This window comes from Nocardia sp. XZ_19_369, from assembly GCF_015355715.1.
Taxonomy (GTDB): Bacteria; Actinomycetota; Actinomycetes; order Mycobacteriales; family Mycobacteriaceae; genus Nocardia.
The window spans coordinates 360,766-381,195 of sequence record NZ_JACVED010000006.1; the positions used below are offsets into that span (position 1 = coordinate 360,766).

Here is a 20,430-nt window from a genome sequence, read left to right on the forward strand (position 1 = left end):
TGTCAGTGCCGCCGCTTCTGCCGTTTCCCGCTCGGGCGCGCGCCCGGTCGGGGCGCCTGCCCCGGTTCCCGCGGCCTGCGCGGTTCGTCGTCGTAGCCACGGCCGGTCGCGGCGGTGGCCCGGCGCTCCGCCTCGTAGCCGGCCCGCGCGCTGGCGGCCCCGGCCCGGCGGGACATGACCCGGTCGGTGTGCTTGGCCACCGGACCCCAGCGTTCCTTGATCGACACCAGCAGCGGTGTCGCGAAGAAGATGGAGGAGTAGGTGCCGACCAGCAGACCGACCAACTGCACCAGTGCGAGGTCCTTGAGCGTGCCGACACCGAGCATCCAGACCGCGATGACCATCAGCGCGACGATCGGCAGGATGCCGATGAGCGCGGTGTTGATGGATCGCATCAGGGTCTGGTTCACCGCGAGGTTGGCCTGCTCACCGTAGGTGCGCCTGCTCAAATGCAGGATGCCCCTGGTGTTCTCCTCGACCTTGTCGAACACGACCACCGAGTCGTAGAGCGAGAAGCCGAGGATGGTCAGGATGCCGATCACGGTCGCCGGGCTCACCTCGAAGCCGACCAGCGAGTACACACCCGCCGTGACGGCGACGTCGAAGATCAGCGCGGCCAGTGCGGCGATCGCCATGTGCGTTTCGAACCGGATGGCGATGTAGATGACGACCAGCACCAGGAACACCGCCAGCGCGATGAGCGCCTTGCGGGTGATCTGGCTACCCCAGGTCTCGCTGACGTCCGAGGCGCTGATCGCGGCCCGGCTGGGATTACCGTCCTTGCCCTTGGGCTGGAACTCGGTGAACAACGCGTTGTTCAGCTTGTCCACCTGGTCCTTGTCCAGTGCCTCGGAGCGGATCAGGATGGTGGCGTTGCCGCCGCTGCCGACGGTCTGCACCGAGACGGGATCGGTGCCGATCGCGGAGCGGTAGACGTTCTCGACCTCACTGGTGCTCGCACCCGCGGCGGGGAACTGGATCCGCGAGCCGCCCTCGAAGTCGATGCCGAAGTTGAAGCCACGGAAGATGATGCTGCCCAACGAGATCAAGATGATCGCGGCGGTGATCAGGTACCACATCCGGCGCTTGCCGATGACGTCGATGGCGCCGGTGCCGGTGTAGAGCCGGTTGAAGAAACCGTGCTTGGGCTGCCCGGACACCGCGTCGAACACGTCCGTGGTCTCGGCCGGGTTCTCGGTGCGCGAGGTGCTCGTGTGGTTGGTCATCTCGTTTTCACGCCTTCCCGAGTGCGGTCTGGGCCGCCTTCCGCTCGCGCGCGATCTGCTGGACCGCACCGAGACCGTTCACCGACGGTTTGGCCCAGAAGTTCGTGCGCGAGGCGAGCAACACCAGCGGCGAGGTCATCAGGAACACCACGACGACGTCGAGGATGGTGGTGAGGCCGAGGGTGAACGCGAAGCCCTTCACCTGCCCGACCGCGAGGATGTAGAGCACCGCGGCGGCGATGAAGCTGACCGCGTTGCCGGACAGAATGGTCCGGCGGGCCCGCTGCCAGCCGCGTGGCGCGGCGGAACGGAAGCTGCGGCCCTCGCGCATCTCGTCCTTGATGCGTTCGAAGAACACCACGAACGAGTCGGCGGTCATACCGATACCGATGATCAGACCGGCGATACCGGCCAGGTCGAGGGTGAACCCGATCCATCTGCCGAGCAGCACCATGATGCCGTAGACCGCGAGACCGGAAGCCACCAGCGACAATCCGGTGACGAACCCGAGCATTCGGTAGTAGGCGAGGCAGTAGAGCAACACCACGGCCAAGCCGATCGCACCGGCGAGCAGGCCCGCCTTCAGCGAGGACAGCCCCAGCGTCGCCGACACCGTCTCGGCCTCGGAGGTCTGGAACGACAGCGGCAGCGAACCGTACTTCAGGGTGTTCGCCAGTTCCTTGGCGGACGCGGCGGTGAAGTTACCGGAGATCTGGGTGCGGCCGCCCTGCTGCGGTCCCTGCTGCACGACCGGCGCGCTGACCACCTTGGTGTCGAGCACGAAGGCGACCCGCTTGTTGACGTATTCGCCGGTGAGCTGGGACCAGGCGTCGCTACCCGCGGACTTGAATTCCAGGTACACCTCGTGCCGCGCCTGCTGGGTGTTCATGCCCGAGGTGGCGCTCTTGATCTCCTGGCCGTCGATGCGGCTCTTGTCGAGCAGCAGGATCTCCTGGCCGTCGGTGGAGCAGGCGACCAGCGGCAGGTTCGGATCGTCGTTGCCCTGCAACGGATCCGGCTTGCTGCAATCCAGTGCGGCCATCGCGGCCTGCGCGACGGCCGGGTCGGAGCTCTGCCGGACCGCCTTGGCGTCCTGAATCTCCTTGACCGCCAGTTCCTGCGGCGTCAAATTCGGATCGGCGGGCGGTTGCGTCGGTGCCTGGGCCGGGAACACGCGCTGCTGCGGGGCCGGCTCCGGCTGCGGAGCAGGGACCTCGCCGGAGGCCGGAGCGCCGACGGACGGCGCCGAATCGGCAGGCGCGGGCGCCGGTACCTCACCCGCGGCAGGCGGCGGCGCCTCACCGGGGGCCGGTGCGGCCGGCGGCGTCTGGCCGCGCTGCGCCGCGGGCACCGCGTTGAGCACCGGACGAATGTACAGCTTGGCGGTGGTCGCCAGTGCGCGCGCCTGCGCCCCGTCGTCACCCGGCACCGTGATCACCAGATTGTCACCGTCGATGACGACCTCGGACCCGGCGACACCGAGACCGTTGACCCGGTTCTCGATGATCTCCTGCGCCTTCTTCAGGCTGTCCTGGTTCGGCTTGCCGCCGTCCGGGGTGCGAGCGGTCAGCGTGACCCGGGTACCACCCTGGAGGTCGATGCCGAGCCGTGGTGTCGAGGATTTGTCACCGGTGAAGAACACCAGCGCATAGATCACGGCCAGCAGCGCGGCGTAGACACCGAGCAGCCGGAGCGGATGCGCCGATCCCTGGGAAGGTGGCACAGTACGTCATCTCCTAGGCGGGAAGTCGAGAGTGGAACAGGCAAGCACACCCCAGCGACGCCGGGTGCGGGCAGTAATGGCGTTGCGACGGCCCGCCGGTCGGCGAGCCGTCGCAAGCACCGAACCGGCGATCAGTCCTTGGTCAGCCGGGTCTGGGTCTGCTCGGTGGATTCCTCGATCGCGTCGACCGCGGTCGCGCCGGTCGAGTCGGTGTCGATCGCGTCGGTGACGGTCTCGGTCTCGGTCTCGACGCGCACCTCGCGGATGGCCGCGCGCAGCCACGTCGTCACGACCTCCTCGGCGATCTCGAGATCGACCGTGGTGTCGTCGAGATCGACGACGGTGCCGTACAGCCCCGACGTGGTGATGACCTGGTCGCCGGCCTCGAGGCTGTCCTGCATCTCCGTGACCTTGGCGGCTTCCCGCTTCTGGCGGCGGACACCGAGGAACATCGGCACGAGCAGGGCTACCAGCAGCAGCGGAAACAGAAGTTCCATCGTCGAAGTCAGTCCCTAGTCTTGTGGGTGGGATGGGTATGTATCCAGACAGTCTGCCAGTTGATGTCTCCGCCGCCACACCGGCACACCTGCTGGGGAGCGCGGCTGCGCGGATCGGCCATATCGCACCCGGAATTCGACGCGGCGACCGGAGTCCGAAGAGCCCGGTCGGTTTGCCCGTAAATTCTTCGCCCGGAAACGTATCCGCCGCGAATTGCGTTGGCATACAGTAGAAATCGCAGGGAATTCATCAGCGCAGGACGTCCCGACGGCGTGGCCGGGGAGCCTGATCTACGCACGAACTCATCGATCGTCGAGCCGTGTCTCGGGACGTCCTGTGCATTCACAAAAGGGGTAGATGATGGCTCAGGAAGCCAGAATCGACGTCAAAACGCTATTACAGAAGGCCGCAGGGGATCTGTCCGCGCCCGAACTGTACGACCTGGCGCGGATCGCCGAGTCGGGACCGTGGTTCGGCGCCCCGACCATCAGATCCACCGAGTCGCCACGCCCGCCGGACTACGAGTGGCCGCTCGTGTCCGAGCATCCGTACCTGGGGAAATACGGTAAGGGCACCGCATCGGTCCACCTGGCGAACGGGCACGACCGGCTGGTCAACCCGATGATCTTCGCAGACGGTTTCAACTACGGCCCCAGCGATCTCGACGCGCTGTGGCAGTGGTTCAACGAGCCGTATTCCGACGCGGGTGAGCGACTGTTCGACCAGCTGCTCGCCTCGGGTATCGATATCGTGCTGCTCGGCTTCGACACCCGCCACGACTACCTCCAGGTCAACGCGGGTGTCGCGCGGGCGTGCATCGGGAAGGTGATCGCCGAGCGGCAGGGCAATACGCCGCTGATCACCGGCGGGGTGAGCATGGGTGGCCTGGTCACCCGCTACGCGCTCGCCGCCATGGAACGCGACGACGAGGATCACCAGACCGAGACCTATCTGTCCTGGGATTCGCCGCACAACGGGGCGTGGATCCCGCTGATCCTGCAGCAGATGGCGTACTTCTTCGAGTTCTTCGAGGCGCTCACACCGGGTAAGGCGAGCAAGGCGAGCCTGATCCGCAGCCCGGCGGCGCAGCAGTTGCTGTGGGCGTGGGTCGAGGACGCGCGGTATTCGGGGCCGGTCGCCACCGCGTCACCGCTGCGGGCCCAATTCGTCCAGGAGCTGGCCCAGCTCGGCGGATTCCCGCAGCGGCCGGTGCGGCTCGGCGTGGCGAACGGTCGCGGTGACGGGCAAGGTCCCGCGCTGCAGCCCGGCGAGGTGGTGTTCGACAAGAAGTTCCTCGGCGGCATCGTCGGCAGCGCCACCGCGCGCTACCAGCCTGCCTTCGGCGAGCAGCAGCCGGTCGGCGGCATGCATCTCGGCCTGACCTCCCGCACCTCGACGACCACCGCGGTCGCGCCGTTCGACGGTGCGCCCGGCGGCATGCTCGATTCGTTCGGCCAGGTCGCCACGACCCTCGGGGTCGAACTGGCGGAGATGAAACGCTGGAGCTGCTTCGTCCCGTCGGTCAGCGCGGTCGCGCTGGACTTCGACCCGATGACCTGGGACGTCGAGCTCGATCAGGATCTGCGCAAGGTGACGGCCGAGCACACCATGCTCACCGAGTTCTGTTGCAACGCAATAAATACCGAGCACTCGGCGGTGACTCCGACGCTGGCGGAGTGGGTGCTTCGTAAGATCGCGAAATAGCGCGGTGAGCCCCGCCGGTGTGGGTCCGGCGGGGCTTGCGTTACCTCGCGCCTCGACTCAGGCGGACTTGCCGTACACGTAGTCGTCGAGCGGGAAGCTGACCGCTTCGCGGTGCGCGGCGAGGGTGCTGGTCGGGCGCAGTAGCGCGGCCTCGCCGTGCGGGTTGAAGTAGTAGCTGCGCGCCGTCGAGCAGTCACCGCCGTAGAAGACGGAGGTGCCGAGCTTGTCGGTGACCTTGTCCAGGAAGCCCGCGTTGGCCGCCTCGGTCACCTCGAAGGTCTGCTCGCCGCGGCGGAACAGCTCGCCGAAGAGCCGCCCCATGTGCTTCATCTGCGCCTCGATGGTGGTGAAGTAGGACAGGCCGCTGTAGGAGTACGGGCTGTTGAGGCTGAGGAAGTTCGGGAACTTCGGCACGGTGATGCCCTCGTAGGCCTGGAAACGGTTGTCCCGCCAGAACTTTCCGAGGTTGACGCCGTCGCGGCCGATGATCTCGATGGCCGGGAAGTTCACGTCCCACAGGTTGAAACCGGTGGCCAGGATCAGCGTGTCGATCTCGGTCTTGTGGCCGTCGGCGGTGACGATGCCGTCGGGCTCGATGCGCTCGATCGAGTTGGTCTCCAGGCGCACGTGCGGCTGGTTGAACGTGCGGAAGTAGGTGTTGGAGAAGGTCGGTCGCTTGCAGCCGAAGTCGTAGTGCGGCGTGAGCTGCTTGCGAGTTTCCTTGTCCCGCACCGAGGCACGCAGGTGCGCCTTGGCGAGGACGCCCGCAGCCTTGTTCAACGGCTTGGCCTGCGTGTAGTGCAGGACGCCGACGACCATGAGCGCCTCGAGCAGGCTGGTGTTGAACAGCCGCGCGGCCTTCTGGGTGACGGGCACCCGGTCGAACAGCTTCTGCACCGGCCCGGGGATGGCGGCGTCGATCTTCGGCACCACCCAGATCGGGGTGCGCTGGAAGACGGTGAGCGCCTGCGCCTTCTTGGCCACCTCGGGCACCAGCTGCACCGCGGTGGCGCCGGTCCCGATGATCGCCGCCTTGCGACCGGTGAGGTCGAAATCGTCCTCCCACGCGGTGGTGTGGATGATCTTGCCCGCGAACGAATCGATGCCGGGGAACGGCGGGGTGTAGGGCTGGGACAGGAAGCCCGTCGCGGTGAGCAGGTAACGGCCCGTGAGGGTTTCGCCGCCCGCGATCGAGACCACCCAGTGCTGGTGCTCTTCGTCCCAGCGCGCACCGTCGACCACCGTGCCGAAGCGCATCCGGCGGCGCAGACCGTACTTGTCGGCGACGTGCTTGGCGTACTTCTTCAGCTCCGCGCCCGGCGCGAACAGCCGCGTCCAGTACGGGTTCGGCTCGAAGGAGTACGAGTAGGTCACCGAGGCGATGTCGACCGCGAGGCCGGGGTAATGGTTGACGTGCCAGGTGCCGCCCAGGTCGTCCTCGCGATCGAGGATGACGTAGTTGCTCAGGCCGAGCCGATCGAGCTCGATGCCCGCCCCCATGCCACCGAATCCCGCTCCGACCACGACCGCGTCGTACTGAGGCGCCACTCCGAACCTCCAAGTATGTGAACCGTTTATCACAGAATGACACATCATTCCGTTTGTGACGACTGTATCATCGGGGTCGTGACGAAGCCATTGACGCGTGCCGAGCGACGTAAAGCCGAGCTCCGGCAGGAAATCATCGACACCGCGTTCGTCTGCTTCGCCGAGAAGGGCTATCACGGCACCGGGATCGCCGATATCGCCGGTCATCTCGGCATCGGGCACGGCACCTTCTACCGGTACTTCAGCAACAAGCGCGACATCATCGACCACGTCATCGATGACCTGTCCGCCAAGATCATCGACACCCTCGGCACCGAGAACGCCCCCGACGCCGCCACCACGCTGGACGAATACCGCGCGCAAACCGACCGGATCGGCCAGGCGCTCACCCACATCCTGATGGACGACCGCCGGGTCGCGCAGTTGCTGCTCGTGCACGCGCCCGGCATCGACGACGAGCTGACCGCGCGCCTCTACGGCCTGCTCGACATGGCCGACGCGCTGACCGCCGGATACCTGGAGCACGGCGTCGAACACGGTTACCTACGAGCGGATCTGGACACGGTCAACACCGCGCGCGCGGTCACCGGCATGCTGCTGGCCGGCATCATGCACGGCCTGCGCGACACCGACGAAAGCTCCATCCAAGGCCTCAACGAAGCCATCCGGCGGCTGCTGATCGACGGTGTCCGCAAGGACTGAGCAAATCGATAAGCCCCCTGACGGCGTTCGCGGCGTTAAGGTGTGGGAACTGTTCCGACGCTGTCCGCCAGGGGGCGCTCGTGGTCGCAAGAGACCAGGGAGTACGAAAAACACACATTCCCACGGACCGGCGTACCGGGCCTGACAGAATGTCGCCCGTGACCCCCGAGGATGTGAGCCGGATCAGTTTCGCGACACCACCATTCGGGCAGCGTGGTTATCACGCGGACGAAGTGGACGCCTTCCTCGACCTCGTCGCCGCGACCATGGCCGGGCGGGGTGCGCTCGCCGCCGACGATCTACGGCACGTCACCTTCGACGCACCGCGGCCCGGCGGGCGCGGATATCGCGCCGACCAGGTCGACGAATATTTGGATCGAGTGCGCGTCGAGTTGGAGAACCGGCAGCGCGGGGTGCGGCCCGCACCGGCCGGGAACGGGCAGTCGATGCTCACCCCGGACGATGTGCAGCGGATGCGGTTCACCCCCTCGCCGGTCGGGCGGCGCGGATACCACGACGAAGAGGTCGACGCGTTCCTCGATCTGGTCGCGGCGACCCTCGCGCACGGCGGGCCGGGCAGTCTGACCGTCGCGGATGTGCGCTCGGTGCGGTTCACCGAGGCGCGGCTGGGCACGCGCGGATACTCGCGCGAAGAGGTGGACGCGTTCCTCGATCTGGTGGTGACGGCGTTGCAGCATGCCGAGCATCAGCATCACCGGTGGACGTTGCATCGGGACGTCGGCGACTAAGGCTTGTCGCGCAACGTTATTCGAACAGGTCCAGGGTGGGCTGCGGATCGCGCCCGCGGACCTCGATAGAGCCGAAGACCAGGTCGGGTGGCGGCACGAGACCGAGGTGTTCCCAGGCGGCGGCGGTAGCCACGCGCCCGCGCGGGGTGCGGGCGACCATTCCGGCGCGCACGAGGAACGGCTCGCACACCTCCTCGACGGTGGCGGCCTCCTCCCCCACGGCTACCGCGAGAGTGGACACACCGACCGGGCCGCCGCCGAAACTGCGTACCAGCGCGGCCAATACGGCACGGTCGAGACGATCGAGACCGAGCACGTCGACGTCGTACACCTCGAGTGCCGCCCGCGCGATGGGCAGCGTGATCACACCGTCGGCGCGGACCTCCGCGTAGTCGCGGACGCGGCGCAGCAGACGGTTCGCGATGCGTGGCGTGCCACGGGACCGGCCCGCGATCTCCGAGGCGGCCTCGCGATCGATCTGCACGCCGAGGATCTGCGCCGAACGCAGCAGGATGAGCAGCAACTCGTCGGGGTCGTAGAAATCCATGTGCCCGGTGAAACCGAAGCGGTCACGCAACGGGCCGGTCAGCGCGCCGGACCGGGTGGTGGCCCCGACCAGGGTGAACGGCGCGATGTCGAGCGGGATCGAGGTCGCGCCCGGGCCTTTGCCGACGACCACGTCGACGCGGAAGTCCTCCATCGCCAGGTAGAGCATTTCCTCGGCGGGGCGGGCGATTCGGTGGATCTCGTCGATGAACAGCACGTCGCCGTCGACCAGGTTGCTGAGCATGGCCGCGAGATCACCAGCCCGTTCCAGCGCGGGGCCGGAGGTGATGCGCAACGCGGTGCCGAGTTCGCCGGCGATGATCATCGCCATGCTGGTCTTGCCGAGGCCGGGCGGGCCGGACAGCAGCACGTGATCCGGGGTGCCGCCGCGCTGTTTGGCGCCGCGCAGCACCAGCGCGAGCTGTTCGCGGACGCGCGGCTGGCCGATGAAGTCGTCGAGCGACTTCGGGCGCAGGCTGGCCTCGATCTCGCCGTCGGACTTCAAATAGCTCGGCGTGACCTGTGATTCGTCTGGTTCTTCGTAATCCATGCGGTATTACCGATTCTTGCCGAGCAGGTTGAGGGCGGCTCGCAATCCTACCGAGGTGTCGGCGGCGGGCTGTTCGGCGAGCACCGCGTCGATGGCCTGCTCGGCCTGCTTAGCCGGGAAACCGAGGCCGGTGAGCGCCTCCACCACCTGCTCGCGCACCGGCGTGATGACCGGGGTGGGCGTGCCGGGCGGACCGGACTGCACCGGAACGAGATTCACCTTGTCGCGCAGCTCGACAACCATGCGCTCGGCGCCGCGCTTGCCGATGCCGGGCACCCGGGTGAGTGCGGCGACATTGCTTTCCGCGAGTGCCTTGCGCAGCGCCTCGGGCTCGAGCACCGCGAGAACCGCCATCGCGAGGCGGGGGCCGACGCCGGACACCGTTTGCAGCAGGCCGAACAGGTCGCGCGCCTCGGTGTCGGCGAAACCGTACAGCGTCATCGAGTCCTCGCGGACGATCATCGCGGTGTACAGCCGGGTTTCCTCGCCGCGGGTCAGCGTGGACAGCGTCGCCGGGGTGACGTTGAGCCGGTAACCGATGCCGGCCGCCTCGATCACCGTGTGGTCGAGGGCGATCTCCAGCACCTCACCGCGTACCGACGCGATCACCTCTGTACCGCCTTCCGTTGTTCGGCAAGCCGTTCGGCGTACTTGCGTTGCGCCTCGGCCGCTTGGGCTTCGGCCTTGGCCATCCGCTCGATCAGCGGCGCCCGCCAACAATGGCAGATGGCCAGCGCGAGCGCATCCGCCGCGTCGGCCGGTTTCGGCGCGACCTGCAAACCGAGGATTCGGGTGACCATCGCGGTGACCTGCGCCTTGTCCGCGGTGCCGTTGCCGGTGACCGACGCCTTCACCTCGCTGGGCGTGTGGAACGCGACCGGGATGCCGCGGCGCGCGGCCGCGAGCGCGATCACGCCACCGGCCTGCGCGGTGCCCATCGCGGTCCGCACATTGTGCTGGGCGAAGACGCGTTCGATGGCGACGGCCTCGGGTTTGTGGGTGTCCATCCAGAGTTCGGCGGCGTCGGAGACCTGGAGTAGTCGCTGGGCGAGGTCCATGTCGGGCGGGGTGCGGACCACGTCGACGGCGATCGCGGTCACCTTACGACCGATGCCGCCCTCGACCATGCTGAGGCCGCACCGGGTGAGCCCGGGGTCGACGCCCATCACCCGCACGAAAACCCCTCTCGCAGACACGAACAACTGTTCGAGAGTCTAGCGGAGGCAGGGACTTTCGCGGTCCAGCGACACGGGGTGCAGCGGCGGTCGTGATGGCGCGCACCGCAACCGGGCCAGGCGCGCGCACCGTGGGCCGGCGCTCAGGACGCTACCGGGAAGCCGAGCAGTTCCGGCTTCGTCGCGCGAGCCGCCCATTCGCGCGCCGGATCGTTGACGAGTCGGCGCGCTCGAAGGTCGAGCAGGCCACTGACATTGGTCACCGTGGCGGCGACCTCACCGTCCGCGCGGGTCAGGATCTGTTCGACACGGTAGGTCTTACCGGTCCCCCACAGCCACGCGCAGGACACATCCACCGTGTCGCCGCCGCGCAGCTCGCGGTGGAACTTGATCGTGGTCTCGAGATTCACCGGCCCGAATCCGTCCGCGATCAGCTCGTCGACCGAGATCCCCGCCGCCTGGACGCAGGCGAAACGCGAGTGGTCGGCGAACTGGTGATAGGCCGCGCCGGTGACATGGAGCTGCGGATCGAGATCGGAAACCCTGACTTCGATGCGGGTACTGAACGACACGACGCCGACTATGCCAGCGCCCACCGACAACTTTCCGCCGTGCGATAACGAGCCCCCGGATACGGATCGAGCGTCGGTCGGTTCTCTTCACTGGCAACGGGACATGAAAGTGGCGCTACTCGCACTTTGCCGCTGCCATGTCCCACACGCAGCCAACCCGAGCGATGAGCGGGACATGAGGGCCGGTCTACTCGCACCTTGCCGCCACCATGCCCCACACGCAGCCAACCCGAGCGATGAGCGGGACATGAGGGCGGCGCTACTCGCACAGCCGCCGCCGTGTCCCGGCGGTCATGGCCCGACGTCAGGCCGGGGCGAGGGTTCGGGCGAAGGTGCGGCGGTAGGCCTGGGGGGATACGCCGATCGCCTCGTGCAGGTGCTGGCGCAGTGAGGTGCCGGTGGCGAAGCCGACTTCACCGGCGATGCGGTCGACCGTCATGTCGGTCGATTCGAGCAGGTGACGGGCGCGGAACAGACGCTGCTGGATCAGCCAGCGGCCGGGGCTCATGCCGACCTCTTCACTGAAACGGCGCGCGAAGGTGCGCTTGCTCATCTGGGCGCGCAGGGCGAATTCATCGACGGTGAGCGGCAAGTGAAGGTTTTCCAGCGCCCACTGGCGAGCGGCGGCGGTGCCCGCGGAGGTGACCGGCGGGACGGGCTGCTCGATGTACTGCGCTTGCCCGCCGTCGCGCCACGGCGGCACCACGCAACGCCGAGCCACCGAGTTGGCGACCGCACTGCCGTGATCACGGCGCACGAGATGCAGGCACACATCGATGCCCGCCGCCGCCCCGGCAGAGGTGAGCACGTCATCGTCGTCGACGTACAGCACATCGGGATCGAGCCGGACCCGCGGAAAGGTGCGGCGGAAGAGATCGGCTTGGCGCCAATGCGTGGTGGCCGGCCGACCGTCGAGCAGACCGGCCGCCGCCGCGATGAACGAGCCTGCGCAGATCGCCACTAGCCGGGCACCGGGCCGGATTCGGGCGAGCGCGTCCCGGACCGGCTGCGGCAGGGTGCCGTCGAGGGTCATCCGGATGTCGCAGGCGGGCAGCACCACGGTGTCGGCGGTGTCGAGAATGCTGCTGTCGTGCGCGACGGCGATCGAGTAGTCGGCGCTGGTGCGCACCGGTTCGCCGTCGACGGTGCAGGTGCGGATCTCGTATCGGCCGTCGGCACTGCCGAATACCCGGTTCGGGATGCCGAGTTCGAACGGATAGACCCCGTCCAGCGCCAGCACCGCCACGCGATGGACGGAAGATGTCATGGCACGATCATATCGAAGAATGGCAATCGTGCCATTTCCTGACTCGTTCCAGCGCAGCAGACTCGACGCCATGACCGAAACCGAAACCATGCGCGCGATCAGCCAGCACACCCTCGGCGGCCCCGAGGTCCTCACCGAAGTACGACTCCCCCGACCGGTGCCCGGCCCCGGCGAAATCCTGGTCCGGGTGCGCGCGGCCGGGCTCAACCCCACCGACTGGAAGCATCGCGCCATCGCGAACCTCTTCCTGCCCGAGCCGCCTTTCGTCCTCGGCTGGGACGTATCCGGCGAGGTCGCCGAGACCGGCATCGGCGTGACGCTGTTCGAGCCGGGCGACGAGGTCTTCGGCATGCTGCCCTACCCGAACGGCCACGGCGCGCTGGCGGAGTACGTCGTCGGCCCGGCCCGCGCCTTCGCCCGCAAGCCCGCGAACCTGGATCACGTGCAGGCCGCCGCGATCCCGTTGGCCGCGCTCACGGCCTGGCAAGCCCTGGTGGACAACGCCGCACTCGAAGCCGGACAGCGCGTGCTGATCCACGCGGCCGCAGGTGGCGTCGGACATTTCGCTGTGCAGATCGCCAAGGCTCGCGGCGCGTACGTCATCGGCACAGCCAGCGCACCCAACCACGAGTTCCTGCGCAGCCTCGGCGCGGACGAAGTGATCGACTATCGGGCAACGGATGTCGCCGAGGCGGTCCGCGACGTGGACGTGGTGTTGGATTCGATCGATGACGACAACAGCCTGCGCTCACTGCGCACGCTGCGAAAAGGCGGGCTGCTGGTGACGTTGCGCGCCGCCGGTGCGGTCGACCTCGCGGCCGCGGCACGCGAGGTGGGCGTACGCGCGATCCGCATGCTGGTCGAGCACGATCACGCCGGCATGCGCGCGCTGGCCGGCCTCGTCGAAGCTGGTGCGTTGCGGCCGACGATCGCAGGCACCTTCCCGTTGGCGGAGGCCGCGAAGGCGCATGCATTGGGCGACACTGGTCGTACCGTCGGCAAACTAGTTGTCGCGCTGCCCTGAGACCGAAGATTTTTCCGCGCGGCGCTTCGGTGAATCTACGAAATCGGGACCGTCACGCTTCTACCATCCGATGATGAGCACTGTTGTGAAGGCTGTCCTCGAGGGCGGGCCGAAAGACATGCCCGCGCGAATCGTTCCGATCACCCCGCCGGGGATCGAATTGAAAGTCCCGTTCAAGGGTGGCTACGAACACTTCAAGGTGACCCGCAAGGAGCAGGACACCCCGGAGGGCCGGTTGCCCGTCTACGAGTGGTCCAGCCGGACCGAACTCGCGGAGTGACGCGCGAATAATCGTCCAGCGCGGCCGGTCGATCATCGACCGGCCGCCTTCCGATGCGGTAGCCGGAAGCAGCCGACTATGGACAAAAGCGTAACCAAGTGGTTACGCTTTCCGGGTGGACGAAGTGGCGAGTGCGATCGCCGATCCGGTGCGCCGGGAGATCCTGACGATGCTGCGCGGGACCCGGCTCACGGCGGGTGAGATCGCGGCGGAGTTCGATATCAGCAGGCCTGCGGTGAGCAGACACCTGCGAGTGCTGCGCGAAAGCGGCCTGGTGCACGACGAACTCATCGGCAGGCAGCGCTACTACGTGCTCGACCCGGCACCACTCACCGAGATCGCCGATTGGATCGCACGCTTCGACACCGCGGCCGCCTGGGAACAGCGGCTCGACGCATTGGAAACCGAGGTCTACCGGACGCGCCGCGAACACCGCAGCGCACCGGCCGACCAGCACCCGAAGGAGAACACGGGATGACCACCCGACCCACCGGCCGCCTCGACCGCACCGACGGCAAGCGCGACCTGATCCTGACCAGAACCTATCGAGCGCCGATCGAGGACGTGTGGGCCAGCGTCACCGAATCCGACCGCACCGCACGCTGGTTCGGGCCATGGAAGGGCGAAGCCGGGCCCGGTCGAAAAATTCAAGTGCAGATGGCGTTGGAAGAAGGCCAGCCCTGGTGTGACGCCACGATCGAGGTGTGCGAACCGCCACGGCGGCTCGGCATCATCACCAAAGACGACTACGGCACTTGGCATCTGGAGGCGGAGCTCACCGAGACCGACGGCGTCACGGAACTGGTCTTCACCCACCATCTGGATCCCGAGGCGAAAATCAGCGAGGTCGGCCCCGGCTGGGAGTACTACCTGGACGCACTCGGGGCGGCCCGCACGGAGGCGGACCGCCCCGAGTTCGAGGACTACTACCCCGCGATGAAGCAGTACTACGAAGCCCTGGAGGACTAGTCCAGCGCTGCCGGACGGTGCCCGTCCGTAGACCCGCGCACGGCCGGAGCGCATGCGCGGGTACGCACTAGTCGTCCAGTTGCGCGAGGATTTCGTCGGAGATGTCGACGTTGGTGTAGACGTTCTGTACGTCGTCGCTGTCCTCGAGCGCGTCGACCAACTTGATCACCTTGCGGGCGCCGTCGGCGTCGACCTCGACCGAGACCGACGGCTGGAAGCCGGATTCGGCGGAGTCGTAGTCGATTCCGGCGGCCTGCAGGGCCTTGCGTACCGGGATCAGGTCGCTCGGGTCGCTGATGATCTCGAAGGCATCACCGAGGTCGTTGACCTCCTCGGCACCGGCGTCGAGCACGGCCATCAGGACGTCGTCCTCGGACAGGCCGTTCTTCTCCAGCGTCACGACGCCCTTGCGGTGGAACAGGTAGGACACCGAACCCGGGTCGGCCATGTTGCCGCCGTTGCGGGTCATCGCGACCCGGACCTCGCCCGCGGCGCGGTTGCGGTTGTCGGTGAGGCACTCGATCAACACCGCGACACCATTGGGGCCGTAGCCCTCGTACATGATGGTCTGCCAGTCGGCGCCGCCGGCTTCTTCGCCGCCGCCGCGCTTGCGGGCACGCTCGATGTTGTCGTTGGGCACCGACGACTTCTTCGCCTTCTGAATGGCGTCGTAGAGCGTCGGGTTGCCTGCGGGGTCACTGCCACCCGTGCGGGCCGCCACCTCGATGTTCTTGATCAACTTGGCGAAGAGCTTGCCGCGCTTCGCGTCGATCCCCGCCTTCTTGTGCTTGGTGGTGGCCCATTTGGAGTGGCCGCTCATTCCCTACTTCCTTCAGGTCGTTGGCACGTTTGGTGATGTGTACCGTACCGGCACGGCCGGAGGGACAACTTCTCCAGCCTACTCGGCCGGTCATCGCGGCCTGAACGGCGCGTGAACTACGCGTCCCGAACCAGGTCCACGAACATCCGGTGCACCCGCAGATCGCCGGTGACCTCCGGGTGGAACGACGTGGCGACCACCTTCCCTTGCCGCACTGCCACAATGCGGCCTGCGAACGGCCCGTCCGGCACCGTCGCGAGCACCTCGACGCCCGCGCCGGCCCGCTCCACCCACGGCGCCCGGATGAACACCGCGCGCATCGGGGCGTCGTCGAGTCCGGCGAAGTCCAGGTCCACCTCGAACGAGTCGACCTGACGGCCGAAGGCGTTGCGCCGCACCGTCATATCGATGCCGGACAGGTGATTGGCGTCGGGCCGGGTATCGAGCACCTCGTCGGCGAGCAGGATCATGCCCGCGCAGGAACCGAAGGCGGGCATGCCATCTCGCAGTCGCGCGCGCAGCGGCTCGAGCAATTCGAAGACCTCCAGCAGCTTGCTGATGGCGGTCGATTCGCCGCCGGGCAGCACCAGCGCGTCCACCGCGGCCAGTTCGGACGCGCGCCGCACCAGCACCGGTTCGGCGCCGCAGTGCGCGAGGGCCGCGATGTGCTCGCGCACGTCACCCTGCAGCGCGAGCACGCCGATGGTGGGGCGAGCCTGCAGGTCGGTGGCGGCGGGCGCGGCGACCGGGGAAGCGTTCACGTCGGAAAGTTTACGAGCCGTCGCGGTGTGGGCCTGCTCACGGTCACCGTCAGGGTTCCGTCAACGCAAGGGCCCGCAGGCCGGGATCGGGTCGACACTCGCATGGTGATAGCTGTGTTGCCGCGCAAGGTGCCCGCGCCGCGTGGAGAAGGGGAGGCGGCCCCGGTCCGCCGTGGTCTCACCGTGCCGACCGGGTTGGCCGGACTTTCGCTCGACGCGATGGCGTCCGTGTCCTACGGGCCCGAGGCCATCGTGCTGGTGCTGGCAGCCGCGGGCGGCGCCGGACTCGGCCTGACACTGCCGGTGACGGTAGCGATCGCGGCGTTGCTCGCCGTGCTCGTCGCCTCGTATCGGCAGGTGATCGCCGCATTCCCGGACGGCGGTGGTGCGTATGCGGTGGCGAAGGCGCACCTCGGGCATCGCACGAGTTTGACCGCCGCGGCCTCGCTGATCATCGACTATGTGCTGAACGTCGCGGTGTCGATCGCCGCCGGAGTCGCCGCGCTGACCTCGGCGTTTCCCGTTCTGCTTCCGTACACGGTGTGGTTGTGTGTGGCCATTCTCGTCGGCATCACGGCGTTGAATTTGCTGGGCATCACCGAGAGCGCACGGGCGTTCATGGTGCCGACCATCGTGTTCGTCGTCGGCATCTGCACGGTGATCGTCGCGGGGCTGGTGCGCTCCGAACCCGCCAGCGTCAGCACCGGCGCCGCCACCGTGCTGGACGCGCACACCATCGGCGTGCTGTTGCTGCTCAAGGCCTTCTCCAGCGGGTGTGCCGCGCTGACCGGGGTGGAGGCGATCGCGAACGCGGTGCCGAGCTTCCAGGCGCCGAAAGTGCTTCGCGCACAACGCGCGGAGGTCGCGCTCGGGGCGCTGCTCGGTGTCATGCTGATCGGGCTCGCGCTGCTGATCGAGAAGTTCGAGGTGCATCCGATCGACGGCACCACGGTGCTCTCGCAGCTGACAGAGGCCGCGCTCGGACACGGAATCGGTTACTACGTGGTGCAATTCGCGACAGTGGTGTTGCTGGCGCTGGCCGCCAACACCTCCTACGGCGGGCTGCCGACGCTCACCAAGATCCTCGCCGACGACAACTGCCTGCCGCACCGGTTCGCGGTGCGCTCGCCGCGCGAGGTGTACCGGTACGGCGTGCTGACGCTGGCCATCGCGGCGGGTGTGCTGCTGGTCGGCGCCGACGGCAATATGAACGCGCTGGTCCCGCTGTTCGCCATCGGGGTGTTCGTCGGGTTCACCATCGCGCAGGTGGGCATGGTGCGGCATTGGCTGCTGGCCAGGACGGCAGGCTGGCGGTGGCGGCTGGCGCTCAACGGGTTCGGTGCGCTGCTGACCTTCGTCGCCGCGATCGTCACCACCGCAATGAAATTCACCGCGGGCGCCTGGTTGATCGTGCTGGTGCTGCCCGCGCTGGTGCTCGGCATGGAACGAATCCGCGGGGCCTACAGCAAGATCGGCGCCTATCGCCGCTCCGACGAGGTGCCGCCGCCACCACGGCCGCGCGACGCCGTCATCGTGGTGCCCGTGTCGGAGGTTTCCGACCTGAGCTGCGAGGCGCTGTCCGCGGCGCTGTCGATCGGCAAAGACGTTGTCGCGGTGCACGTTTGCCTGCCCGGCGAGTCGGTGAAGGCGTTCACCAAGGCGTGGGAGGCGTGGCATCCGGAGGTGCGGCTGGTGCTGCTCGAAGACAGCGACGCGACGGTCGGCGGGCCGGTCGCGCGTTACGTGCGGGAGAACTTCGAGGGTCGCCGCAAGGTGGTCGTCATCGCCGAGGTCGATCCGCCGGTCGGCTGGAATCGGGTGCTACCCAGCCACCGCAGCGACGAGCTCGAACGCGTGCTGCGCCGCATGTCCGACACAGTGGTCTGCCACCTGCGCGTACAGGTGGGCTGAAGCCTGAGCGAATTCAGGCGGCCGCGGTGGTGTGCGTCGGCCACACGCACACCATCGCGGTCGACATCTCGCGCTCAGTCGCGCAGGTTACGGATCAATCCCTCCTGGACGACCGCGGCCACCATCTCACCCGCACGGTTGAAGATCTTCCCGCCGGTGAGCGCGCGGCCGAAGCCCGCGGACGGCGAGGCCTGGTCGTAGAGCAGCCAGTCGTCGGCGCGGAACGGGCGCAGGAACCACATGGCGTGGTCGAGTGAGGCGTTCTGGGTCTGCTCGTCGGGGTGGGTCACCTTCGACGAGCCGAGCAGTGTCATGTCGCTCATGTAAGCCAGGGTGCAGACGTGGAACAGCGGGTCGTCGGGCAGCGGATGCCGGTAGCGGAACCACACCTGCTGCTGCGAGACAACGCCGTCGCGGCGGGCGATCTGGTCCTGCGGCACCGTCCGGATGTCCCAGTGCTCCCACTCGCGCATCGCCCACAGACGTTCCGGGCTCATCGTGGTGCTCGCGTCCGGCAGGTCGTCCGGGGCCTGCACCTCGGGCATCACATCCTGATGCTCCGGCCCCTCGTCGCCGATGTGGAACGAGGCCGACATGGTGAAGATCGCCTGACCGTCCTGCACCCCGGTGACCCGGCGGGTACAGAACGAGCGCCCGTCCCTGATCCGCTCGACGAGGTACACCGTCGGCTGGTCAGGGTTTCCCGGCCGCAGAAAGTAGCCGTGCAGCGAATGCACCTGATACCGCGGTTCCACCGTGCGCACCGCTGACACCAGCGCCTGGCCGGCAACCTGTCCGCCGAACGTGCGCGGTAGCTGAGTCTTCGTGGACGCCCCACGGAAGATGTCACGCTCGAGGCGCTCTATCTCCAGCGCCTCTTCGATTGTCGCCATGGGCTGAGATTAACTCGCCGCGCTGACCGGCTCGTCCTCGGCCGTCCGGTGCTCGGCGGACCCGGACGAGGACGAGTCGGTCGGCGACCGCGCGCACGGCCGCCGCCCACGAGCACTGCCGCCGACCGGAACCAGGCCGCCGACGAGGGCCGTGCTCACCGTTTGCTCTGATAGACCGGTGCCACAGTTCGTCCCGATCACCCAGGACGCCCTCATCGAGCGTCTCGTCGAACGCGTCCGCACGCTGCCCGGCTATCGGGTGCTCGCGATCGACGGCGCCGACGCCGCCCACCCCACCGACCTCGCCCACCGGACCGCCGCCGCACTGCGCGACACCGGCAGACCCGCGGAAGTGGTGTCGCTGCACGACTACGTCCGCCCCGCCTCCCTCCGCATGGAATACGGCGTGGACGAAATCTCCTACCGCACAGCCTGGTTCGACTACGAAGCCCTCCGCCGCGAAGTCATCGACGCTCTGCACACCGACGGCCGCTGGCTGCCCGCCCTCTGGAACGAGACCACCGACCGCTCGGCTCGCGCCCCCATCCGCCCAGCTCTCCCCGACACCATCCTCGTCATCGCGGGCCCTATGCTGCTCAACCACTCCCTCCCCTTCGACGTGACCGTCCACCTGGCCATGTCGGAACCGGCCCTACGCCGCAGCACCCCGCCTGAAGACCACTGGACCATCCCCGCTCTCCTCGAAAACCCGACCGCCCCAACCTTCTTCATCCGCTGGGATCACCCCACCCGCCCAGCGCTCCGCCTCCCCTGACCCCCTCGCTCCTTGCCTTCTGTTCCGTAGGTTCTCAGCTATCTCCAACCGCGCATCTGATAGTTGGATGCGCATATCCATGTATCGAGATGGATGACTCACCCACCAAACGCGAAAGGCACACGGTTGCAGCGCTTCTCAGCGTCTGCCGCAACCATGTGCCACTCGACGGACGTCAGTCGCCCCTGCGTTCGATCAGGAGCAGGCCGGGGACTGGAGGTTCAGAGCGGTCAGCGCGTTGCAGGCCCAACCCTTCTGCACCTTCCACTTGCCGTTGTCGAGGACGAAAGGCACGTCGATGGGGTTCTCGGCACCGTTGATGGTCAATTTGCCCTGGGCACTCACGGAATCGCCGAAGGCGGTCACTCCGGTGATCTCCGACTGGGCGTTCGCCTGCTTGTAGGCCTCGGCGAGCCGGTTGGGCAGGTCGGGGTCGGCTTCGATGCCCTGCACGAGGTCCAGCTTCTCCGCGCTGGGTACCGCAGGATCGAGCGCCTTCTGCAGCAGCGCGTTCAACTCCGCGACGGTGGGCGGCGCGGGCTGGTTCGCGTTGGCGGCGGCGCTGGTCGTGGTGCGGGACGGCTGCGGCGGACCCTTCTTGTCATCGCTACCGCAGGCCGTCAGGCCCAGTGCGGCCACGACGGCCAAACCGGCAATCGCCATGCGTCCGGTCTTACGAAGGTTCATCTGCTCGTCCTTAAGTTGGGCTGGTACATCGACGGTGATGCGGCACGAAC

Annotated in this window: 23 protein-coding genes; 9 read left to right on the forward strand and 14 right to left on the reverse strand. The window is 67.6% G+C overall.

Annotation, left to right across the window (positions count from 1 at the left end; translation table 11 throughout):
• Positions 1 to 2: 2 nt before the first annotated feature.
• The 3 genes from secF to yajC form a co-directional block, all read right to left on the reverse strand.
• Positions 3 to 1,226, reverse strand: coding sequence for a protein translocase subunit SecF (gene secF, locus IBX18_RS23810; protein ID WP_194835761.1), 1,224 nt, complete (start codon positions 1,224 to 1,226; stop codon positions 3 to 5).
• A 7-nt stretch (positions 1,227 to 1,233) separates the two neighbouring features.
• Positions 1,234 to 2,949, reverse strand: coding sequence for a protein translocase subunit SecD (gene secD / locus IBX18_RS23815; RefSeq protein ID WP_194835762.1), 1,716 nt, complete (start codon positions 2,947 to 2,949; stop codon positions 1,234 to 1,236).
• Positions 2,950 to 3,080: 131 nt separating this feature from the next.
• Complete coding sequence (gene yajC, locus IBX18_RS23820) at positions 3,081 to 3,446, reverse strand: preprotein translocase subunit YajC (RefSeq protein ID WP_194835763.1); 366 nt, start codon at positions 3,444 to 3,446, stop codon at positions 3,081 to 3,083.
• Positions 3,447 to 3,804: 358 nt separating this feature from the next.
• On the opposite strand from yajC, the gene IBX18_RS23825 reads away from it, so the two are divergent.
• Complete coding sequence (locus tag IBX18_RS23825) at positions 3,805 to 5,151, forward strand: hypothetical protein (protein WP_194835764.1); 1,347 nt, start codon at positions 3,805 to 3,807, stop codon at positions 5,149 to 5,151.
• A gap of 57 nt (positions 5,152 to 5,208) precedes the next feature.
• Here the strand turns inward: IBX18_RS23825 and IBX18_RS23830 are convergent, their stop codons facing one another.
• On the reverse strand, positions 5,209 to 6,699 hold the full coding sequence (locus IBX18_RS23830) for an NAD(P)/FAD-dependent oxidoreductase (protein WP_194835765.1): 1,491 nt from the start codon (positions 6,697 to 6,699) through the stop codon (positions 5,209 to 5,211).
• A 36-nt stretch (positions 6,700 to 6,735) separates the two neighbouring features.
• Here IBX18_RS23830 and IBX18_RS23835 point away from each other — a divergent pair, with 36 nt between their 5' ends.
• Together IBX18_RS23835 and IBX18_RS43150 are read left to right on the forward strand one after the other, a co-directional pair.
• Positions 6,736 to 7,401, forward strand: a complete 666-nt coding sequence (locus IBX18_RS23835; protein WP_135232126.1) for a TetR/AcrR family transcriptional regulator — start codon at positions 6,736 to 6,738, stop codon at positions 7,399 to 7,401.
• 149 nt (positions 7,402 to 7,550) lie between these two features.
• Positions 7,551 to 8,150 carry a DivIVA domain-containing protein gene (locus tag IBX18_RS43150; protein WP_135232127.1) on the forward strand — a complete coding sequence of 200 codons (600 nt, stop codon included), beginning with the start codon at positions 7,551 to 7,553 and terminating at the stop codon, positions 8,148 to 8,150.
• Between the two features lie 16 nt (positions 8,151 to 8,166).
• Here IBX18_RS43150 and ruvB read toward each other — a convergent pair whose 3' ends face one another.
• The 5 genes from ruvB to IBX18_RS23865 all read right to left on the reverse strand — a co-directional run bounded on the left by ruvB (position 8,167) and on the right by IBX18_RS23865 (position 12,260).
• A complete protein-coding gene (gene ruvB / locus IBX18_RS23845; RefSeq protein ID WP_194835766.1) occupies positions 8,167 to 9,246 on the reverse strand; it encodes a Holliday junction branch migration DNA helicase RuvB in 1,080 nt (359 codons plus the stop codon).
• Between the two features lie 6 nt (positions 9,247 to 9,252).
• Entirely contained in the window at positions 9,253 to 9,855 is a 603-nt protein-coding gene (ruvA, locus tag IBX18_RS23850) for a Holliday junction branch migration protein RuvA (RefSeq protein ID WP_107658035.1), read from the reverse strand.
• Positions 9,852 to 10,421 carry a crossover junction endodeoxyribonuclease RuvC gene (gene ruvC / locus IBX18_RS23855; RefSeq protein WP_194835767.1) on the reverse strand — a complete coding sequence of 190 codons (570 nt, stop codon included), beginning with the start codon at positions 10,419 to 10,421 and terminating at the stop codon, positions 9,852 to 9,854. Before ruvC ends, ruvA begins: the two co-directional genes overlap by 4 nt.
• A 143-nt stretch (positions 10,422 to 10,564) precedes the next feature.
• Positions 10,565 to 10,993 (reverse strand): thioesterase family protein, encoded by a 429-nt coding sequence (locus IBX18_RS23860; RefSeq protein WP_194835768.1) that lies wholly within the window; start codon positions 10,991 to 10,993, stop codon positions 10,565 to 10,567.
• 304 nt (positions 10,994 to 11,297) lie between these two features.
• Positions 11,298 to 12,260 carry a GlxA family transcriptional regulator gene (locus IBX18_RS23865; RefSeq protein WP_194835769.1) on the reverse strand — a complete coding sequence of 321 codons (963 nt, stop codon included), beginning with the start codon at positions 12,258 to 12,260 and terminating at the stop codon, positions 11,298 to 11,300.
• 70 nt (positions 12,261 to 12,330) lie between these two features.
• Between IBX18_RS23865 and IBX18_RS23870 the strand changes: the two genes are divergently transcribed.
• From IBX18_RS23870 to IBX18_RS23885, 4 genes are all read left to right on the forward strand, one after another.
• Positions 12,331 to 13,284, forward strand: coding sequence for an NADP-dependent oxidoreductase (locus tag IBX18_RS23870; RefSeq protein ID WP_194835770.1), 954 nt, complete (start codon positions 12,331 to 12,333; stop codon positions 13,282 to 13,284).
• A 73-nt stretch (positions 13,285 to 13,357) separates the two neighbouring features.
• Complete coding sequence (locus IBX18_RS23875; RefSeq protein ID WP_040736649.1) at positions 13,358 to 13,564, forward strand: DUF5988 family protein; 207 nt, start codon at positions 13,358 to 13,360, stop codon at positions 13,562 to 13,564.
• A gap of 115 nt (positions 13,565 to 13,679) precedes the next feature.
• Positions 13,680 to 14,042 (forward strand): metalloregulator ArsR/SmtB family transcription factor, encoded by a 363-nt coding sequence (locus IBX18_RS23880; protein WP_147138432.1) that lies wholly within the window; start codon positions 13,680 to 13,682, stop codon positions 14,040 to 14,042.
• The gene (locus IBX18_RS23885; protein ID WP_194835771.1) at positions 14,039 to 14,533 is read left to right on the forward strand and encodes an SRPBCC family protein; all 495 of its coding nucleotides are present in this window, start codon (positions 14,039 to 14,041) and stop codon (positions 14,531 to 14,533) included. The genes IBX18_RS23880 and IBX18_RS23885 overlap by 4 nt, the downstream gene beginning before the upstream one ends.
• 67 nt (positions 14,534 to 14,600) lie before the next feature.
• On the opposite strand, the gene IBX18_RS23890 is transcribed toward IBX18_RS23885, so the two are convergent.
• Together IBX18_RS23890 and pdxT are read right to left on the reverse strand one after the other, a co-directional pair.
• On the reverse strand, positions 14,601 to 15,353 hold the full coding sequence (locus tag IBX18_RS23890) for a YebC/PmpR family DNA-binding transcriptional regulator (RefSeq protein WP_194835772.1): 753 nt from the start codon (positions 15,351 to 15,353) through the stop codon (positions 14,601 to 14,603).
• Positions 15,354 to 15,469: 116 nt separating this feature from the next.
• On the reverse strand, positions 15,470 to 16,114 hold the full coding sequence (pdxT, locus tag IBX18_RS23895) for a pyridoxal 5'-phosphate synthase glutaminase subunit PdxT (RefSeq protein ID WP_306796376.1): 645 nt from the start codon (positions 16,112 to 16,114) through the stop codon (positions 15,470 to 15,472).
• A gap of 102 nt (positions 16,115 to 16,216) precedes the next feature.
• Here pdxT and IBX18_RS23900 point away from each other — a divergent pair, with 102 nt between their 5' ends.
• Entirely contained in the window at positions 16,217 to 18,025 is a 1,809-nt protein-coding gene (locus IBX18_RS23900; protein ID WP_228541630.1) for an APC family permease, read from the forward strand.
• A 74-nt stretch (positions 18,026 to 18,099) separates the two neighbouring features.
• Here IBX18_RS23900 and IBX18_RS23905 read toward each other — a convergent pair whose 3' ends face one another.
• Both IBX18_RS23905 and IBX18_RS42260 read right to left on the reverse strand, forming a co-directional pair.
• Positions 18,100 to 18,918, reverse strand: coding sequence for an acyl-CoA thioesterase II (locus IBX18_RS23905; protein WP_147138440.1), 819 nt, complete (start codon positions 18,916 to 18,918; stop codon positions 18,100 to 18,102).
• A 9-nt stretch (positions 18,919 to 18,927) separates the two neighbouring features.
• On the reverse strand, positions 18,928 to 19,077 hold the full coding sequence (locus IBX18_RS42260; RefSeq protein WP_228541631.1) for a hypothetical protein: 150 nt from the start codon (positions 19,075 to 19,077) through the stop codon (positions 18,928 to 18,930).
• 19 nt (positions 19,078 to 19,096) lie between these two features.
• Here IBX18_RS42260 and IBX18_RS23910 point away from each other — a divergent pair, with 19 nt between their 5' ends.
• Positions 19,097 to 19,693, forward strand: a complete 597-nt coding sequence (locus IBX18_RS23910) for a hypothetical protein (RefSeq protein ID WP_194835773.1) — start codon at positions 19,097 to 19,099, stop codon at positions 19,691 to 19,693.
• A gap of 195 nt (positions 19,694 to 19,888) precedes the next feature.
• Here IBX18_RS23910 and IBX18_RS23915 read toward each other — a convergent pair whose 3' ends face one another.
• A complete protein-coding gene (locus tag IBX18_RS23915; RefSeq protein ID WP_194835774.1) occupies positions 19,889 to 20,380 on the reverse strand; it encodes a hypothetical protein in 492 nt (163 codons plus the stop codon).
• Positions 20,381 to 20,430 lie beyond the last annotated feature (50 nt).

Excerpts from the sequence above, each read along its gene's own strand:
- IBX18_RS43150 (WP_135232127.1), top strand. The coding sequence starts at position 7,551 with ATGTCGCCCGTGACCCCCGAGGATGTGAGCCGGATCAGTTTCGCGACA.
- IBX18_RS23900 (WP_228541630.1), top strand. The coding sequence starts at position 16,217 with ATGGTGATAGCTGTGTTGCCGCGCAAGGTGCCCGCGCCGCGTGGAGAA.
- IBX18_RS23875 (WP_040736649.1), top strand. The coding sequence starts at position 13,358 with ATGAGCACTGTTGTGAAGGCTGTCCTCGAGGGCGGGCCGAAAGACATG.
- IBX18_RS23890 (WP_194835772.1), bottom strand. The coding sequence starts at position 15,353 with ATGAGCGGCCACTCCAAATGGGCCACCACCAAGCACAAGAAGGCGGGG.
- yajC (WP_194835763.1), bottom strand. The coding sequence starts at position 3,446 with ATGGAACTTCTGTTTCCGCTGCTGCTGGTAGCCCTGCTCGTGCCGATG.
- ruvB (WP_194835766.1), bottom strand. The coding sequence starts at position 9,246 with ATGGATTACGAAGAACCAGACGAATCACAGGTCACGCCGAGCTATTTG.
- IBX18_RS23885 (WP_194835771.1), top strand. The coding sequence starts at position 14,039 with ATGACCACCCGACCCACCGGCCGCCTCGACCGCACCGACGGCAAGCGC.
- IBX18_RS23825 (WP_194835764.1), top strand. The coding sequence starts at position 3,805 with ATGATGGCTCAGGAAGCCAGAATCGACGTCAAAACGCTATTACAGAAG.
- secF (WP_194835761.1), bottom strand. The coding sequence starts at position 1,226 with ATGACCAACCACACGAGCACCTCGCGCACCGAGAACCCGGCCGAGACC.
- IBX18_RS23865 (WP_194835769.1), bottom strand. The coding sequence starts at position 12,260 with ATGACATCTTCCGTCCATCGCGTGGCGGTGCTGGCGCTGGACGGGGTC.
- IBX18_RS23915 (WP_194835774.1), bottom strand. The coding sequence starts at position 20,380 with ATGAACCTTCGTAAGACCGGACGCATGGCGATTGCCGGTTTGGCCGTC.
- IBX18_RS23905 (WP_147138440.1), bottom strand. The coding sequence starts at position 18,918 with ATGGCGACAATCGAAGAGGCGCTGGAGATAGAGCGCCTCGAGCGTGAC.
- IBX18_RS23870 (WP_194835770.1), top strand. The coding sequence starts at position 12,331 with ATGACCGAAACCGAAACCATGCGCGCGATCAGCCAGCACACCCTCGGC.
- IBX18_RS23835 (WP_135232126.1), top strand. The coding sequence starts at position 6,736 with ATGACACATCATTCCGTTTGTGACGACTGTATCATCGGGGTCGTGACG.